Source organism: Marinomonas fungiae (assembly GCF_001418205.1).
Taxonomy (GTDB): domain Bacteria; phylum Pseudomonadota; class Gammaproteobacteria; order Pseudomonadales; family Marinomonadaceae; genus Marinomonas; species Marinomonas fungiae.
In genome coordinates this window covers 428,085-444,963 of sequence record NZ_LIQF01000003.1, presented here as the reverse complement: position 1 = coordinate 444,963, position 16,879 = coordinate 428,085, and the positions used below count along the sequence as shown (strand labels likewise).

The 16,879-nt window shown below is 45.1% G+C and carries 15 protein-coding genes and 1 tRNA gene; 14 read left to right on the top strand and 2 right to left on the bottom strand.

Annotation, left to right across the window (positions count from 1 at the left end):
• Positions 1 to 19: 19 nt before the first annotated feature.
• The 7 genes from ASC49_RS07035 (at position 20) to ASC49_RS07005 (ending at position 6,862) form a co-directional block, all read left to right on the top strand.
• Positions 20 to 95: transfer RNA gene (locus ASC49_RS07035), tRNA-Glu, on the top strand.
• Between the two features lie 45 nt (positions 96 to 140).
• Positions 141 to 932: an aminodeoxychorismate lyase gene (gene pabC, locus ASC49_RS07030; RefSeq protein WP_055462519.1), complete on the top strand. Its 792-nt coding sequence runs from the start codon at positions 141 to 143 to the stop codon at positions 930 to 932.
• A 6-nt stretch (positions 933 to 938) separates the two neighbouring features.
• Positions 939 to 1,967 carry an endolytic transglycosylase MltG gene (gene mltG, locus ASC49_RS07025; protein WP_055462518.1) on the top strand — a complete coding sequence of 343 codons (1,029 nt, stop codon included), beginning with the start codon at positions 939 to 941 and terminating at the stop codon, positions 1,965 to 1,967.
• 11 nt (positions 1,968 to 1,978) lie between these two features.
• On the top strand, positions 1,979 to 2,611 hold the full coding sequence (gene tmk, locus ASC49_RS07020) for a dTMP kinase (RefSeq protein ID WP_055462517.1): 633 nt from the start codon (positions 1,979 to 1,981) through the stop codon (positions 2,609 to 2,611).
• A complete protein-coding gene (gene holB, locus ASC49_RS07015; protein ID WP_055462516.1) occupies positions 2,608 to 3,543 on the top strand; it encodes a DNA polymerase III subunit delta' in 936 nt (311 codons plus the stop codon). The genes tmk and holB overlap by 4 nt, the downstream gene beginning before the upstream one ends.
• Before the next feature lie 5 nt (positions 3,544 to 3,548).
• Entirely contained in the window at positions 3,549 to 4,346 is a 798-nt protein-coding gene (locus ASC49_RS07010; protein WP_055462515.1) for a TatD family hydrolase, read from the top strand.
• Positions 4,347 to 4,408: 62 nt separating this feature from the next.
• Positions 4,409 to 6,862, top strand: a complete 2,454-nt coding sequence (locus ASC49_RS07005) for a Lon protease family protein (RefSeq protein ID WP_055462514.1) — start codon at positions 4,409 to 4,411, stop codon at positions 6,860 to 6,862.
• Here the strand turns inward: ASC49_RS07005 and ASC49_RS07000 are convergent.
• Positions 6,859 to 7,050, bottom strand: a complete 192-nt coding sequence (locus ASC49_RS07000; RefSeq protein ID WP_245624655.1) for a hypothetical protein — start codon at positions 7,048 to 7,050, stop codon at positions 6,859 to 6,861. The genes ASC49_RS07005 and ASC49_RS07000 overlap by 4 nt on opposite strands.
• Before the next feature lie 243 nt (positions 7,051 to 7,293).
• Between ASC49_RS07000 and ASC49_RS06995 the strand changes: the two genes are divergently transcribed.
• From ASC49_RS06995 to ASC49_RS06965, 7 genes are all read left to right on the top strand, one after another.
• Entirely contained in the window at positions 7,294 to 9,147 is a 1,854-nt protein-coding gene (locus tag ASC49_RS06995; protein WP_072242058.1) for a methyl-accepting chemotaxis protein, read from the top strand.
• Between the two features lie 104 nt (positions 9,148 to 9,251).
• Positions 9,252 to 9,683: a cytochrome b562 gene (locus ASC49_RS06990; protein ID WP_055462512.1), complete on the top strand. Its 432-nt coding sequence runs from the start codon at positions 9,252 to 9,254 to the stop codon at positions 9,681 to 9,683.
• A gap of 70 nt (positions 9,684 to 9,753) precedes the next feature.
• Positions 9,754 to 10,086, top strand: coding sequence for a hypothetical protein (locus ASC49_RS06985; RefSeq protein WP_055462511.1), 333 nt, complete (start codon positions 9,754 to 9,756; stop codon positions 10,084 to 10,086).
• 85 nt (positions 10,087 to 10,171) lie between these two features.
• Positions 10,172 to 11,227 (top strand): AraC family transcriptional regulator, encoded by a 1,056-nt coding sequence (locus ASC49_RS06980; RefSeq protein WP_055462510.1) that lies wholly within the window; start codon positions 10,172 to 10,174, stop codon positions 11,225 to 11,227.
• Between the two features lie 142 nt (positions 11,228 to 11,369).
• Positions 11,370 to 13,079: an acyl-CoA dehydrogenase gene (locus tag ASC49_RS06975; RefSeq protein WP_055462509.1), complete on the top strand. Its 1,710-nt coding sequence runs from the start codon at positions 11,370 to 11,372 to the stop codon at positions 13,077 to 13,079.
• A gap of 160 nt (positions 13,080 to 13,239) precedes the next feature.
• Positions 13,240 to 13,689 (top strand): YaiI/YqxD family protein, encoded by a 450-nt coding sequence (locus tag ASC49_RS06970; protein ID WP_055462508.1) that lies wholly within the window; start codon positions 13,240 to 13,242, stop codon positions 13,687 to 13,689.
• A 93-nt stretch (positions 13,690 to 13,782) separates the two neighbouring features.
• Complete coding sequence (locus ASC49_RS06965) at positions 13,783 to 15,072, top strand: NAD(P)/FAD-dependent oxidoreductase (RefSeq protein WP_055462507.1); 1,290 nt, start codon at positions 13,783 to 13,785, stop codon at positions 15,070 to 15,072.
• 107 nt (positions 15,073 to 15,179) lie between these two features.
• On the opposite strand, the gene ASC49_RS06960 is transcribed toward ASC49_RS06965, so the two are convergent.
• Positions 15,180 to 16,817: an alpha-glucosidase gene (locus ASC49_RS06960; protein WP_055462506.1), complete on the bottom strand. Its 1,638-nt coding sequence runs from the start codon at positions 16,815 to 16,817 to the stop codon at positions 15,180 to 15,182.
• Positions 16,818 to 16,879 lie beyond the last annotated feature (62 nt).

The following is a 16,879-nucleotide window of genomic DNA, read 5'->3' as shown; positions in this document are numbered from 1 at the left end:
TGAAGTACGCTTCAGTTATGTCCCATTCGTCTAGAGGCCTAGGACACCGCCCTTTCACGGCGGTAACAGGGGTTCGAACCCCCTATGGGACGCCATCTTCTAATCTGATATGATTTACCTTTCTGTTTGAGATCAATCATATGCAGTGGTTCAGAAACTTTAAGCCAAATACTTCTCTTGCCATTTCAGATCGTGGTTTAGCCTACGGTGACGGTCTATTTGAAACCATCGCAACAGTCTCTGGCACTATTCCATCACTATTGTTTCATCAAGCTCGTTTGGCTCGTGGCTGCAAACGTTTAGGGTTTGATGTGTCGAAAGAGCTTTGGCAACAGTGGTGGGGATTTGTACAGAGTCTGGCTGAACAAATGCCTAATTGTGGTATCAAAGTTATGGTGACGCGTGGCAGTGGTGGGCGAGGTTATTTACCTCCGTTACAGCCTGATTTTGAGTTTCTGGTTGGTGTTTTTGAAATGCCAAATTATCAGGCTCAGCAGAAAGAAGGGGTGTCTTTGTTGCTCTCGCCAATTCAAGCCTCAATTAATCGTTCCTTAAGCGGTTTGAAACATTTAGGTCGTTTGGAAAATGTGCTTGCCAAGCAAGCTTTATCGAATCAGGCATTTGAAGCGGTTTTACTGGACGCTAACAAGCATTTGGTTGAATGTGTGCAAAGTAATTTGTTTTGGCTTAAAAACAATCAACTATTCACTCCGGCACTGCATCAATCTGGCGTTCAGGGGAGTTTTCGAGCCAAGGTATTGTTAAGCTTTGAAGGGGTAGTCAATATTGGTAGTTACGGTGTAGAAGCTTTATATCAAGCGGATGAAATTTTCATCACCAATGGCTTAAGTGGCATTTTACCCGTCACACAATTTGAAGATAAATCGCTGCCGATTGGACGGCTGACGCAAAAATTAATGGATCAAGTTTAAGACACAATGAAACTAGTTAAACGTTTAGCCCTAGTTGCTTTGATTGCACTCTCTCTTGCGGCTTTAGGTGCTGGTTGGGCATACAATGCCTTAACCAAACCAATGAATCTGACAGAAGCGACGCAATTTGATGTAGAGCGTGGCGCTTCAATCATCAAGCTTGGCAATCAGTTATCCGAAATGGGCTGGATTGAGCATCCCATTCTTGCTCGCCTAGCTTATCAGCTCAACCCACAACTGGTTCCGAAGGTGGGCAAGTATGAAATTCAGCCTGGTACGAATTTGATGGAGGCGCTTACTTTATTCGATGCCGGCGAAACAATATTCTACCCAGTGACCCTTCTTGAAGGTCACACTTTTCGTGAATATTTAAAAACCATGCAGGCTAAGGGCAATATCGAAATGACCCTGCTGGAATTAACCGATAAGCAAATTGCTGAAAAATTGGGGTTAGAACAGGATTCACCAGAAGGCATGCTGTTCGCTAACACTTTTCGTTATCATGATGGCGATACGGATTTAGATATTTTGAGGCAATCGAATCAACTGCTTCAAGCAACACTTGATGAGCTTTGGGCTAACAAGGTCAAAGGTCTGCCTTACAAAACGCCTTATGAGGCTTTAATTATGGCATCTATCATCGAAAAGGAAACAGGGGTTGCCGCTGAGCGTCCTTTAATTGCTCGTGTCTTTATTAGCCGTCTTGAAAAAGGCATGCGCTTACAGACAGATCCCACGGTGATATATGGTATGGGAGATCGTTATCAAGGCAATATCACTCGTGCAGATCTGCGCCGCCCAACGCCTTATAACACCTATCAAATTAATGGATTGCCACCTACGCCTATCGCCAACGTAGGCAAAGAGGCGATACATGCAGCGCTAAATCCTGGGGAAACTAAGGCTTTGTACTTTGTTGCTAAAGGGGATGGTTCACATGTGTTTTCCAACACATTGGTTGAGCATAATGCTGCTGTTGCAAAATTTCAGCGTTTTCAACGCCGAAAAGATTACACTTCCACACCAACCAATTAGAGGCATTACAAATGACAGGTAAATTCATTTCTCTGGAAGGTGGTGAAGGTGCTGGTAAAAGTTCTGCCATTAAGGTAATCCAAAACTGGCTTGAGCAACAAGGTATTGATTATGTGCTGACCCGGGAGCCGGGTGGCACGCCAATGGCCGAAGAAATTCGTAAATTGGTGTTGTCAACGCGTGATGAAGCGGTCGCTCCTAATACGGAGCTACTGCTAGTGTTTGCTTCTCGAGTTCAGCATTTAAGTGAAAAAATCTTGCCAGCAATGGCTCAGGGAAAATGGGTGATCAGTGACCGTTTTGTGGATTCCAGCTATGTCTATCAGGGCATTGCTCGTGGCATTGATGAGTCAATAATCGATGGTCTTGTGGCAACCTTCTTGAAGGGACAACTGCCTGACAAAACCTTACTGCTCGATGTGCCAGTTGAAATAGGTATGCGTCGTGTGCAAACCCGTGGCGAAACCAATCGCTTGGATGGTGAGTCGTTGCTGTTCCATGAAAAAGTTCGTCATGGCTTTCTTAAGCGTGCCGCACAGGATGCTGCGCGCTTTGCGGTGATTGATGCTAGCCAAAGCATCGAGTCGGTTGAGCAGCAGATCATTACTCAGTTGAATCAACTGATCGTGGAGCCAAGTGCATGAGTGCGTTAGCGCCTTGGCTTGAGCAGGATTACCAGCAAGCGCAACAATGGCGTCGTCAAGGTAAGTTTCATCATGCTTTGTTAATCAGTGGCATAAATGGAGTTGGTCAAAATGCCTTTGCTGAGGCAGTGGCTAAGCTATTGTTGTGTGAAAAAACAGATAATGCTCCGTGTGGTCAATGTCACAGTTGCCAAGTTGCCAAAGCCGATACACATCCTGATTTAATGGTGTTAGACGGTCAAGAGGGCGGTATTCGAGTAGACGCTGTGCGTCAGGTGGTGGCGAAAGTGGCCAACAAGCCACAGTTGGGATATTCCAAAGTGGTACTTTTGCATGATGCTCATCAAATGAATGTCAATGCTGCCAATGCCATTCTTAAAGCACTTGAAGAGCCACCAGCCTCTACTTTTTTTGTGCTGACTACTCACACGTCGCGATCGTTAATGCCCACTATTCTCAGCCGCTGCCAGCGAATGACATTACCAACACCGAATGCGGATCAAGTCAGTCAATGGTTGCTCAATGAGGCGAATGTGGATGCGTCAAATTTATTGTGGTTTAGTCAAACGCCATACCACTTACTATCTTTAACCCAATCCCCTAGCTTTGACATGTTGCAGCAGTTGCCCACTTGGTTGGCTGAATGGCTGCATGGCAATCTTCGAAGTGATGAGTTGGGGAGCAAGGCTAGCAAAGAAACCACGGCGGACTTTATTGATGGGCTATTGGCATTATTGACTCAAGCGGTGCAATACACGGTGACGAACCAATGTCATGCGCACGTCCATGGGGCGGTGACAGGATTATTGGCGCGTTATGATATTTATCGGTTGATGGGCTTTATTCAGCAATTAACCCATTTGAAGTCACAACTTGATAAAACTCATTTAAACCCCACTATACAAATTATTGGCGAATTAAATTCTTGGTAAGGTAAATGTTAGTAGATTCTCACTGTCACTTAGATAAACTCGATGTCAGCGCTTACGAAAATGGTGTGCAAGGCGCTATCGATGCTGCAAGAGAGGTAGGCGTAAATCAGATTTTAACGATCTCTGTTGATTTAGACAGCTTCGAGAATGTTTATGCGTTTACTGAGCGCGCTGGAGTCATTGCAAGCTGTGGCGTGCATCCACTACATAAAGAAGGGTTGTTGAGTTCGCCGGAGCGCCTATTTTATCTCGCTTCACGAGATAAGGTGGTGGCCATCGGTGAAACTGGCTTAGACTACTTTTATGATAAAGAGCCTGAATTGCACGTTGCGCAAAGAGAGAGCTTTGCTGTGCATTTGGATGTGTCGAACCAGCTAAAATTGCCGACGATTATTCATACTCGCGACGCCAAACAAGACACCTTAGAGTTAATTAAATCCCATGGCAGTCTAGAGATCGGTGGTGTACTGCATTGCTTCACTGAAGACTATGCGATGGCAAGAAGTGCTTTGGATTTGAATTACTTAATTTCGATTTCCGGCATTGTTACCTTTAAAAATGCAGAGGATTTGCGTGACACAGTACGCAAATTACCATTAGAGTCATTGATAGTAGAAACGGACTCTCCTTACTTAGCCCCTGTTCCACATCGTGGCAAGAAAAATGAGCCGAAGTATGTACGAGATGTGGCTCAATTCGTCGCAGATATTAAGCAAATTCGCTTAGAGGAGTTGATGGAAATTAGTTCGACTAACTTTCATCGTAAATTCTCTAAGGTAGACCCAAGCGACGTATTACTTTAATAACAACGAAAAGAATGCAGTGCCTTGTGGGTCAAGGTGCTGCTGTCAAAAGGACCTGTTAGATGTCAGAAATGGTTCAATCTCTTGCGCCGAGCGCGCTTGCAGCCAAACTAGAAAGCGACAAACTTCCCTTCAAAACATTAAGCCAATTAGAGCCACTTACCGGTATTTTGGGACAAGAGCGCGCAGTCGAAGCGATTCAATTCGGTGTAGCGATGCACCGTCCCGGCTACAATATTTTTGTCATGGGGGATTCGGGTACGGGTCGTTCATCTTATGTGACCAGCTACCTTAAAAGTGAAGCGAAGCGTAAGTCGGCCCCGAGCGAATGGGTCTACGTTAACAACTTTAAAGATTACCGTGCACCGAAAGCCATTGAATTTGAGCCTGGTCAATCCAAAGTTTTCGAAGCAGATATTCGTGTTTTGATTGATGGGCTAATGGCGACTTTCCCAGCGGCGTTTGAAAACCCAAACTATCAGCAACAAAAAAGTGCCATTGATCGTGCTTTTAATGATCAATACGAGTCTGCCATTAACCTAGTTGAGCGTTATGCCTCGAAAATAGGTGTGGCTATGTTTCGTGATGCTTCGTCGGTCAGCTTTGCACCAATGCGCGAAGGTAAGGCACTAGAGGAAGCGGATTTTGCTACTTTAACCGATGAAGAGCGTGACGATTTTCAGGCGGGTGTGTCTGAACTGGAAGGCATGCTAAATGATGAACTGTTGTCTCTGCCAACGTGGAAGCGTATTTCATACGAACAATTGCGTGAGCTAAACCTAGAAACGGTGAAGGAAGCGCTAGACCCTCTGATGGCACCATTGTTTGAGAAGTACGCCGCTGAAGAGGTGGTCGTTAAGTTTCTTAAAGAAATGCGTGAAGACTTAGATAAAGTCATTATCGATCAATTTGTAGACGATAAGAGCTCGGATAACCGTGATGAAACCAGCCGTCGAGCGATGTATGAGGAATTGTATCTGCCAAATGTGGCGGTAACTCATACTCCAGAAGGTGGTCAGCCAGTAGTATATGAACCGCATCCAACTTACCGCAACTTGTTTGGTCAAGTGGAATACAGCTCAGATCAAGGGATGTTGATTACTAGTTATCGTTTGATTCGCTCTGGTAGCTTGCATGCTGCTAATGGCGGATATTTGATTTTAGATGCAGAAAAGCTGCTGACTGATCATTATTTATGGGAAGCCTTAAAACGAGCCTTGAAGAGCAAGACGCTTAAAATTGAGCATCCTTATGCCGATATGGGCTTAATCAATACGACAACTTTGTCGCCACAAGACCTGCCACTGCAGGTGAAGGTGATCTTGATTGGCTCTCGTGAGATCTATTACTTGCTGCAAGATGCGGATCCAGACTTTCAAGAAATGTTTCGTGTATTGGTAGATTTTGATGACTCCCTTAAGCGCAATGCTGAAACAGAGCTTGCTTTTGCTCGTCTACTGAAAGACCGAGTCGCCAAAGAAGGCTACGCGGATGTGACGAATAAGGGCGTTGCAGAGCTGATCGAATACAGCAGCCGTTTAGCTGAGCATCAAAAAGAAATGGCGGCTAAAATTGGCGATGTCTTTGAGCTATTAGGTGAAGCTGACTTTAATCGTCAATTAGCTAAGGATGAAGTAATCACGGATGTTCATGTCAAACGTGCTTTGGCGGCAAAAAAACATCGTACGGGCCGAGTGGCTGAGCGCATTCTTGAGGAAATAGTGGATGGCACTATCCTGCTTGAGAGTGAAGGGGAAGCCATTGGTAATATCAATGGTCTAACGGTTATGCAGATTGGTGACAGCAGCTTTGGCGCACCAGCGCGTATTTCGACAACCGTTTACCCAGGTGGCAAGGGGATTGTCGATATTGAGCGCGAGTCCAATCTTGGTCAAAACATTCACTCAAAAGGCGTCTTGATCCTGTCTGGTTACTTGGGCCACCGTTATGCGCAACAGTATCCACTGGATATCAGTGCTTCCATCGCGATGGAACAGAGCTATGGTTATGTAGATGGCGATAGCGCTTCGACCGCAGAGTTATGCTGCCTTTTGTCGGCTTTAATCAAGGTGCCATTACGCCAAGATTTGGCCATTACTGGCTCATTAAACCAATACGGTCAAGTTCAGGCGATCGGTGGCGTAAATGAAAAGATTGAAGGCTTCTTCAATGTTTGTAACGCACGAGGTTTGACTGGCACGCAGGGTGTGATTATTCCAAAATCCAACGTCATCAACTTGATGCTAAATGACGAAGTTATCGCGGCGGTTGAAGCGGGTAAATTCCATGTTTACGCAGTTGAGAAAGCGGATGAGGCATTGCATCTACTCACTGGCATTGAGCCAGGTGTGGCAGATAAAGATGGTAATTACCCAGATGTTACTTTATCCGCTCGTATTCTAAAGCGTTTAGAGGAAATCTCTAAGCTTGGTGAAGACGAAGATGAGCAAGAAGATAAAGACAAAGAGGGTAAAGCTAAGTCTGAGTCTAACGATGCTAATGATAAAAAAGACTAATGCTTGCCTTTGGTACGTTTTATGAAGCCGGCTTCACAGTCATCTGAAACAATCCAAAACAAGGTGTAATAGAGGTCGCTACTTTCAAAGTAAGTAGCGACCTCTTTGCGTTTACTAGGGTGGTGACGTTTCAATACTCTGGGGCGCTGAAAGCTACTTCCTTCCATGATGCTGCTTGAGGCATCCATGGCTGCCGCCATTGCGCTACGATCGTCACATTCCTTAGCATATCCGGTATGCGCTATGAATAAGCTGAAAGATATACATAACGATTTATAAAATACTTTTTTGATACCTAATTTCATATTTGATATTACAATACTTGAGTTAGATGCACCTAGAGCCCCTAGTCAGGGTTTCTTATGATGTTCATAAACATAGAGTAAAACATAACAATAATTCGATAACTACATAATAGATCGGGGTAGTGAATGACACTTAGAAGAAAATTTTCCATGCTGGTATTTGGCTGTGCAGTACTAACGGCATTTGTCGTCTGTTCAATCAGCTATATGCAATTGAAAAGTTCGATTGAGCGCAGCATAGATAACGAAATAGTTGCTATCGGTACAGGGCAAGTGGAAAAAATTGGCGAGTGGCGTAAGAGTAAAGAGGCAGCGGTTTATGCGTTGTCGAATTATTTGGCTAATAACGATGCATCGGTTGCAATTCTACAACAGGCGACGCTGGCTGGCCGCTTCGAATTAGGCTACTTCGGTTCCGCCAAAGGAGATATGCTTCAAAGTGATCCGAATGATATTCTCCCCCCTGGATATGATCCCCGTAAACGCCCATGGTACAAAGATGCTGAACAGTCCAATAACGTCATCTTCACCTCACCGTACGTAGGCGCTTCAACTGGTAATCTAATGATTACAGCCGCGCAATCAGTGATGAAAGGCGGTCAGCGTATCGGTGTTGCTGGTGCAGATATTAACTTGGATGATGTGACCAAAGGGGTGCTTGATGTTAAATTGGCGGGGGAAGGCAAGGCCTATTTAGCAAATAAAAGCGGTATTGTTTTAGCTGACAGTAACAAGGATAACTACAATAAGACTGTTAAAGAAGTCTTCGGCTACCCGTTGCAAGATTTGAGCAATGGCGAGTTAATTTCTATTAATGGCAAGCTAGTTTCCAAATTTGATGTGCCAAATAGTAACTGGACGGTTGTATTTGAGTTAGATAAAGAAGCCGTCATGGCACCGCTGACTAAGCTTTTGTTTACATTAGTTCCAGCGGCAATTTTTGTTGCTTTAGTCATCTCTTTGATTATTTCAGTCATCAGCTCTAAGTTGTTAGCAGGCATCAGTCAAGTGAGTTCGGCACTTGAAGAAATCAGTAAGGGTGAAGGTGACTTAACGAAGCGTATTGAAGTGGATAGTCGTGATGAAGTAGGTCAGCTTGCAGCTCACTTCAATAGTTTCTTGGGTACTTTGTCTGGCTTGATCAGCGATATTAAAACCATGTCTGCTAGCTTAAATGGCCTAGCGCATAACTCAAAAACCCATTCGCAACAGTCTAGAAAAGAGCTGCATGTCCAATTAGATGAAATTACCATGGTGGCCACAGCGGTAAATCAGCTTTCTACTGCAACGCAAGAAATAGCCTTGAACGCTGAAAATACAGCTGGTGCCTCTCGTGAGGCAGCACAAAACACTAATGAGGGTAGTCGTATTGTGAACGGCTCACAGGACGAGATTAAGAATCTAGCCGCTGAAGTGCACAATGCCTCTGAAATTATCACTAATCTCGATGTGCATGTTCAGGGGATTAGCTCTATTTTGCTCACTATCCAAGATATTGCTGAGAAAACTAATTTGCTGGCGTTGAACGCTGCAATTGAGGCGGCTCGCGCAGGTGAACAAGGACGAGGTTTTGCCGTGGTGGCTGATGAAGTTCGTTTGTTATCGCAGCGTACTCAGAGTTCGACCGAAGAAATACGCGAAAAGATTGAAGGGCTTAATTCAGTTACGTCGAATGTTGTCAGCTCAATGCAGCGCTCTACTCGTATCGCTGATGGCGCTGTATCTGAGGCATCCGCCGCAGCGTCTGCATTGAGTTCGATTCTTGATGCGGTACAGAAGATCAGTGATATGGCGATGCAAATTGCCAGCGCTGCAGAAGAGCAAAACATTGTTACCACAGAGATATCTAAAAATAGTTTGTCAATTCAGGATATTTCAAATCGTCTATCTGATGAAGCGAATAAAACGGCAGAGGGGGCTGAGTCTCTTGCTCAACTAGCAGACCGTTTAGAGCATCAAATCGCTCGATTTAAGGTATAAATCATGGGAACTTGCAGCATAAAAAATAATCTATAGCTGTTATCATGTAATACGAAGAAACTGAATAATAATAGATAGAATTTTACTAAATTAGGAGAGGTTTAATGATTGGATCTAAGATCGTTATTGGTAGTGCATTGTTAAGTTTGAGTATGGCTTCTTTTGCTCACGAGCACTGCGGCGACTCAGCACTGCATGAAGACATGGAAACCCTGAAGACAGAGATGAAGAGTTTAGCGTTTGAGGTGAAAAAGGAAGATTTTGCCGCTGCCGATGCGCGTATTGATACAATCATCGCCACTTTGCGTGAAGCGCGTGAAGAAACGCCTTATATGTTTAAAGAAAAAGCTCTAGAGGGCGAAGAGTTGGCAAATCGCAAAGCGGATTATCAATCTGTGATCGATGACACTATTACAGCTTTTGAAGCATTGGATGCGGCGGTTATCGCCAAAGATGCTGACGCGGCGAAGACGGCTCTTGGTGAAGTCGGTAACCTGCGTAAAAAAGGCCATCGTGCATTTAAGGTAGATTGTTAATCTTTGAGCGATCAGCGTGACCTCCATGAACTAGATTGATACAATAGGCAACTTGTTAGAGAGGTTAACTATGTCTCGCGTAAAGAAATCCCGTAGCATGAAAGGGAAACTTGGTAAAACCGGTACCAAAGAAATGCTAAAAGAGCAGAAGAAGGCGCGTAAAGCTGCGTCTCCTTCTAAATTTGATGCAAAAAAAGCGAAACAACGCAAAGACCAAGCTCATCGTAAGCTTGAGCGTTTAGGTTTGTTACCTGAGAAAGAATCAGAGCAACCTAAAGTGCGTCCAAAGCGCTTTACTTTCACTCCTAAGGTGGAAGATTCTGTAAGTGCTAAAGTAGAGCAAGCGAAGTCTGAAGACTCGATTAAGAATGATCTACTCAATGCATTAACAGAGCATAACTAATAATAAAACTAAAAGGCTGCATTAATCATGCGGCCTTTTTTTGTGCCTAATTTATCATGAGTAAGGGTTGAGGGGGCTTGATTGCATGGAATCTAAAGCGACTGTTCCAGCTCAGAGTGTACGTTATCTTGTGAGTGCGGTAGAGAAGCAAGGGTGCGATATTACCCCGTTACTGTCAGAAGTCGGGCTAAGTCGAGCTGATGTTGAGGGCAGTCAGGGGATATCTGTCTACCGTTATGGTCTATTGTACCAGCGTATTATGCAAATGATGGATGACGAGTCTTTTTGCATTTTGAGCGGTGGGAAAATGCCGAAGGGCTCATTTCGGATGATGTGTCTTTGCATCTTGCACTCGAAAAACTTGGCGCAAGCGCTTAAGCGTTGCAGTGACTTCTATGAAATCTGCCGTGGGCCGACGATCAAACCCATTGCGGTAAAGAAAGGACGTTTTGCCAAAGTGACTTTTGCTCCGGTTGAGTCTCTTGAAAGCAGTGCTGAGATTAGTCTGGATAAAGCGTTTGAATCTCGTGAGCGAGTTCGTACAACCTTGTCCATGTGGCATCACTTTATCAGTTGGTTGATTGGTCGTCGCTTGGTTCTTAAAGCCGCTTACTTTACCACTCCGCGGCCTGATGATGTGGAGTATTACCAGACCTTATTTCAGTCTGATGTGAAATTCTCCCAACATGGTAATGCCTTGGTCTTCCCATCCTCTTACTTGGATATGCCTTTAGTGCAAAGTGAAGACAGTCTTCGTAGTTTTTTGAAAACCGCGCCTTATCAGTTGTTGGTGATGGTGGATAATGACAATAGCCTCAAGTCGCGCATCATATCGATTCTTGGCAAGGATTTTTCTCAAGAAATGCTATCTGCCGAGGAGGTTGCTTCGATGTTGAATATGAGTGTGTCGACTATGCGCCGTCGCTTGACCGATGAAGATACTTCTTTCCAGCAAATCAAAGATGAATGTCGTAAAGAAGCGGCGATTACCTATATCAATGCACCACAACTCTCTTTCAATGAAATTGCGGCACTAATGGGATTTGAGGAGCCGAGCGCATTCTATCGCTCCTTTAAGAAGTGGACAGGGATGACGCCGGGTGAGTATCGCAAACATGCGGATTACCAAACGCTGAAGTAATTTCCAAGTGTGATAAACGCCGCGCTTGAGCATATTTGTCAGCAAATTAGCGATCATTTGCCATTGTCGAATATGCTCTAATTGACCACTCTTTCTATTAAAAACTACGATAGAAAAATAAGAATCTACAAGGAGTCGATCAATGAGCCGTTATCGCTATCCCGCAAGAGACATTCAATTCTGTTTGGAGCATATTGCCGGTATCTCTCGATTGGAGCCGCATTTTCCAAATTACGGTGCGGATATTCTTGAGCCGATCCTTTCTGAAGCTGCAAAATTCTCTGAGCAATGTGTTGCGCCTACAAATAGGTTAGGTGATCAACAGCCTCCGAAAATGGTCGATCGCTGTGTGCAAGAAACGCCAGATTTTAAACATGTTTACGAGCTCCTTCAGGAAGCCGCTTGGACAACTTTAGCGGCTTCAGAAGAGTTCGGTGGTCAAGGCTTGCCTAGAGCTTTAGAGGTGGCTTTCAATGAAGGCATTCAATCGGCCAACTTGTCTTTCTCTCTGTGTCCTTTGTTGACCCAAGGAGCCGTAGACGCCATTGAAACACATGCCAGCCAAGAATTAAAAGAAGCCTATCTGCCGAATATGGTGTCGGGTAAATGGACCGGTACTATGAACTTAACAGAGCCTTCAGCGGGTACGGATTTGGCGGCAATTAAGACCAAAGCCGTCCCAGACGGCGATCACTATCGCATCTTTGGACAGAAAATCTTCATTACTTGGGGGGATCACCTTATGAGTGAAAATATCATTCATTTGGTGCTTGCTCGTTTACCCGATGCGCCAGAAGGCGTGCGTGGCATCTCTCTTTTCCTAGTGCCGAAATACTTGCTTGATGAAAACGGCCATGCGGGGCGTCGTAACGATGTTTACCCATTGTCGCTTGAGCATAAAATGGGGATTCATGGCTCGCCAACTTGTGTCATGCAATATGGTGAAACTGAAGGCGCGATTGGTTATTTGGTTGGTGAAGAACATAAAGGCTTAGCGGCCATGTTCACCATGATGAACAATGCGCGTCAAAGTGTTGGCTTACAAGGCTTAGCGGTCGCTGAGGCGGCCTATCAAATGGCGTTAGACTATTCTTTGGAGCGTAAGCAGGGATCGGTCAAAGGTTCCCCTGAGAAAGTGGCCATAGCAGAGCACGGTGATGTGCGTCGAATGATCTGGCTGATGTCCAGTAGTTTAGCGGCCATGCGTAGCCTTATGTATGTGGCATCGGTTGAAAGCGATCTCTCTAAGACAGATACAAAGCATCTTGCGCGGACCGAGCTATATACGCCAATCGTTAAAGGTTGGCTTACTGAAATGGCGCAAGAAATCACCTCGCTCGCAGTGCAGGTGCATGGAGGAATGGGCTATATCGAGGAAACGGGGGTGGCTCAGCTGTTGCGTGATGCGCGTATCTTGCCAATCTACGAAGGAACCAACGGTATTCAAGCTTTGGATTTGGTTGGGCGTAAGTTAGCTGCTGATAAAGGTGCAGCCATGTCTTCCTTGATTGAAGAAATGCAAACCGATGTGTCTGCTTTTACTCAACATGTGAATAAGGTGGTTGTGTTAAAAAGCTATATCAGCCTTTTGCAGGATGCTAAGCAGTGGTTGCTGGATGGAGAAGTGGAGTCGAGTGAGGCTGCCTACGACTTTATGATGTTGTCCGGTTACGTGATCGGTGGCTGGTTGCTTCTTAAAGGCGCACAAAGTGATGCCGCGGATGATGTGTGGCGTAGCAAGGTGAAGTTTTATTTTGATCACATTCTGGTGCGTGCTGATTCATTGGCGGCATCCGTTAAGTCATTTTCGTCTGCAGGGGTAATTCCGTCAGTGGAGTTACTTAAAAGATAAATAAACTAATATTTTTATCTTTTTTTCATTGGTGTTGAGTGTGTATAGCGCATACTCAACATTAATCAAAATAATGGATTTTTATTAATCGTTGCAATTTTCTCTATAGCCAAAGCCTTTCCTTACGGCAATAATGGAACTCCAGTTTAAGGAGTTTTCAATGCAAATTTGGGTTGACGCCGATGCGTGTCCAAACGCCATCAAACCTATCCTTTTCAAAGCCGCCGAACGTTGCGAAGTAATGTGTATCTTTGTTGCCAATGTCGCCGTTGCGTTACCTAACAACAAATGGCTAACTCGAAAAGTCGTGCCAAGTGGTTTCGATGAAGCGGACCTCTACATTGAACAAAATGTTGTGCCAGGTGATTTGGTGATTACATCGGATATTCCGCTTGCTGCCGATTGTATTGCCCGCGGTGGTCTAGTGATGACGTCAAAGGGTGAGCAATACACTCTAGAGAACATAAAACAGAAACTGCAAATGCGTGATTTTATGGATCAAATGCGTTCTAGCGGTTTCGACACGGGTGGTTCCGCACCCTATGGGGATCGTGATAAAGCCAGCTTCGCCAATGCCTTAGATAGACTTCTTGCCAAGCGACCTAGATAACATCATCTAGGTTTTGCTTTGCTCCTCTCTTTGAGGAGTGATTTGCTAAGCAATGCCAGTGCTTAGCAAATCATTCACAGTTTGGGGATTTATATGAAAAAAATTGTCGTACTCGGCGGTGGTGCCGGCGGCTTAGAGCTTGTTACGCGTCTAGGGCACAGCTTGGGTAAGCGTAAACACGCCGAGATTACCCTGATTGACCGCTCACAAACCCACATCTGGAAGCCTTTGCTGCACGAAGTCGCGACAGGGTCTTTAGATATCAATACCGACGGTATTAACTACCGTGCCCATTCGACCAAGCATTACTACAAATTCAAACTGGGTACAGCCTACGACATCGACCCTGATAACAAGGTCATTCGTTTAGAATCTATCCATGATGATAAAGGTCACGAAGTACTTCCCTCCCGTGAAGTCAGCTACGATATTTTAATTTTGGCTGTCGGTAGTGTCAGCAATGACTTCGGCACACCGGGTGTCGCAGATCACTGTTACTTCCTCGATTCCCACCGTCAAGCGGAGCGCTTTCAGCAAGCTTTGTTACAACAATTTATGCGTGTGCATCAGTTGGGGGGCGATGAAAAGCTGCACATTTCCATTGTGGGTGGCGGCGCGACAGGAGTTGAGCTCTCTGCTGAGCTTTTCCATGTGGCGGATCTGCTGAAAACTTATGGCATGACTGAAATGTCAAAAGATAAGGTCAAGGTTGAGCTGGTCGAAGCGGGACCTCGAATCCTTCCAGCCTTGCCTGATCGCATTGCTACTAACGCGAAAAAAGAGCTAGAAAAATTAGGTGTTCACGTGCGTGAAGCAACGCGCATCACCGAAGCCCGTGAAGAAGGTTTAGTGACTGCGGATGAAGAGGTTATTGCCTCGGATCTGATGATTTGGGCAGCGGGCGTTAAAGCGCCAGAGTTTATTAAAAACATCAAAGGCCTTGAAACTACCCGTAGCAATCAAGTCATGGTGAAGAGCACTTTACAAAGTACTTTATACGAAGATTTATATGTCATCGGTGATTGTTGTGCTTGTAAGCAAGCCAATGGTAACTTTGTACCGCCGCGTGCTCAGTCTGCCCATCAAATGGCTTCTCTTGTGCATGAGAATATCTTGGCGAGCTTTAAAAACGAGCCTTTAAAAGATTACGAATACAAAGATTATGGCTCGTTGGTCAACCTAAGCCGCTACAGCACCGTGGGCAGTCTGATGGGTAACTTGATGAAAGGCTCCATGTTTGTTGAAGGCCGTTTAGCACGTTTTGTGTATGTCTCATTGTACCGACTACACCTGATTGCCATCCACGGTTGGTTCAAAGCCATGATTATTCTAGCGGCGCAGCGTATCGGCAAAGTGGTAAAGCCAAAGCTGAAATTGCATTGATTGGATAATGTTCAGCCGTTAACGAAAAAGGGCTTCTTGAATACTCAAGAAGCCCTTTTTTATGAGGTTTTATTGATTACTGTGTTTATATACAGTATTTTTTTGTTTTATAGGGATTTCACGATCTTGCCAATGTAAACGGAGTTGGATGGCAACACCATTTTGTGTTGTTCATATTGACCAATTTTTAAACCCTCAGGCATGACAATATCTTTGACTTCGTAATTAAGAGGAGAGGTAAAGTGTGCCTGATCGCCAGTATTAATGCCTATGATTAAGGTTTCTTCAGCATGAGTGCGAGTGAACAGTAAAATATCCTTATCGCTGTATAAAAACTCAATGTCACCTGAAATCAATGCTGGGTGGTGCTTACGGAAATGCAAAAAGTCCCGATAGGCGTGCAACACCGAATGACGATCCCCTTGTTGCTCGGAAACGGCCAACGGCAAATGTTTATCACTGATCGGCAGCCACGGCTTGTCGCTGCTAGAGAAGCCGCCTTTGGCTTCATTGCTCCAAGGGAATGGTGTTCGACAGCCATCGCGCCCTTTGAACTCAGGCCAGAAATTAATCCCAAATGGATCCACAAGTTGTTCGAACGTCAACTCAGCTTCCGGTAAGCCGAGTTCTTCCCCCTGATACAAGCAAACGCTGCCGCGCAGTGATAGCAGCATCGCCATATACACTTTGCTTTTAGCCGCACAGGCTTTGCCTTGGTTCCAACGGGAGGCAACACGCTCCACATCATGATTGCTCATAGACCAGCATGGCCAACCGCTGCCGAGACCGTCCTCGATGGTGCTCATGGTTTTATGGATATGGGTCATGGAGCTATCGTGGGTGAGTAAATCAAACGAGTAGCACATGTGCAGTTTGTCGTTGCCTTGAGTGTACTGTGCCATGGTTTTGAGGGAGAAGTCACAGCCCACTTCACCCACAGTCGTAGTGCCAGGGTATTCATTCAATAGGGAGCGTAAGCGCTCTAAAAATGGAATATTCTCAGGTCGTGACTTATCGTAAAGGTGTAACTGGTAGCCGTAGGGGTTATCTAAACTCACACCAATGCTGCCTTCGATGATTTCTTTCTTAGGTGGATTGTCGCGCAACAAGGCGTCATGGAAGAAATAGTTGGCGGTATCTAAGCGAAAACCATCAACACCACGCTCCAGCCAGAAGCGTACGCTGTCGAGCAAAGTATCGACGACTTTTGGATTGTGAAAATTCAAATCCGGCTGGCTGTCTAAAAAGTTGTGCAAATAATACTGGCGACGGCGACTGTCCCAATGCCAAGCGGGGCCACCAAATACCGACAACCAATTGTTTGGTACCGTACCGTCAGGCTTTGCATCGGCCCAGACGTACCAATCTGACTTATCGTTGTCACGGCTTGAGCGTGACTCTTTAAACCAAGGGTGCTGATCAGAGGTATGATTTAATACTTGGTCGATAATGACCTTGATCTTATGTTGATGGGCACTCTCAATCAATTCGTCAAAATCCGCTAACTCACCGAAGATCGGATCGACATCGCAATAATCGGAGACGTCGTAACCGAAATCTTTCATGGGAGAAGTAAAGAAAGGGGAAAGCCAAATAGCGTCCACGCCTAGGGAGGCAATGTAGGGCATTTTTTCGGTCACACCTTTCAGGTCGCCAATGCCATCACCGTTTGAGTCCATAAAGCTGCGAGGGTAAATCTGATAAATAACGGCGCCGCGCCACCAATCTGTATTTGTGTTGCTCATGATCTGTCCTTTTCATCGCAGTAATACATGTTTCTCTTTCAACACTAGCACGGAATGGCGAA

Bases quoted from the DNA above. Each gene is read 5' to 3' on its own strand.
- ASC49_RS06985 (WP_055462511.1), top strand. From the start codon at position 9,754: ATGTCTCGCGTAAAGAAATCCCGTAGCATGAAAGGGAAACTTGGTAAA.
- mltG (WP_055462518.1), top strand. From the start codon at position 939: ATGAAACTAGTTAAACGTTTAGCCCTAGTTGCTTTGATTGCACTCTCT.
- ASC49_RS06990 (WP_055462512.1), top strand. From the start codon at position 9,252: ATGATTGGATCTAAGATCGTTATTGGTAGTGCATTGTTAAGTTTGAGT.
- ASC49_RS07010 (WP_055462515.1), top strand. From the start codon at position 3,549: ATGTTAGTAGATTCTCACTGTCACTTAGATAAACTCGATGTCAGCGCT.
- ASC49_RS06965 (WP_055462507.1), top strand. From the start codon at position 13,783: ATGAAAAAAATTGTCGTACTCGGCGGTGGTGCCGGCGGCTTAGAGCTT.
- ASC49_RS06975 (WP_055462509.1), top strand. From the start codon at position 11,370: ATGAGCCGTTATCGCTATCCCGCAAGAGACATTCAATTCTGTTTGGAG.
- pabC (WP_055462519.1), top strand. From the start codon at position 141: ATGCAGTGGTTCAGAAACTTTAAGCCAAATACTTCTCTTGCCATTTCA.
- ASC49_RS06970 (WP_055462508.1), top strand. From the start codon at position 13,240: ATGCAAATTTGGGTTGACGCCGATGCGTGTCCAAACGCCATCAAACCT.
- ASC49_RS07000 (WP_245624655.1), bottom strand. From the start codon at position 7,050: ATGGATGCCTCAAGCAGCATCATGGAAGGAAGTAGCTTTCAGCGCCCC.
- tmk (WP_055462517.1), top strand. From the start codon at position 1,979: ATGACAGGTAAATTCATTTCTCTGGAAGGTGGTGAAGGTGCTGGTAAA.
- holB (WP_055462516.1), top strand. From the start codon at position 2,608: ATGAGTGCGTTAGCGCCTTGGCTTGAGCAGGATTACCAGCAAGCGCAA.
- ASC49_RS07005 (WP_055462514.1), top strand. From the start codon at position 4,409: ATGTCAGAAATGGTTCAATCTCTTGCGCCGAGCGCGCTTGCAGCCAAA.
- ASC49_RS06980 (WP_055462510.1), top strand. From the start codon at position 10,172: ATGGAATCTAAAGCGACTGTTCCAGCTCAGAGTGTACGTTATCTTGTG.
- ASC49_RS06995 (WP_072242058.1), top strand. From the start codon at position 7,294: ATGACACTTAGAAGAAAATTTTCCATGCTGGTATTTGGCTGTGCAGTA.
- ASC49_RS06960 (WP_055462506.1), bottom strand. From the start codon at position 16,817: ATGAGCAACACAAATACAGATTGGTGGCGCGGCGCCGTTATTTATCAG.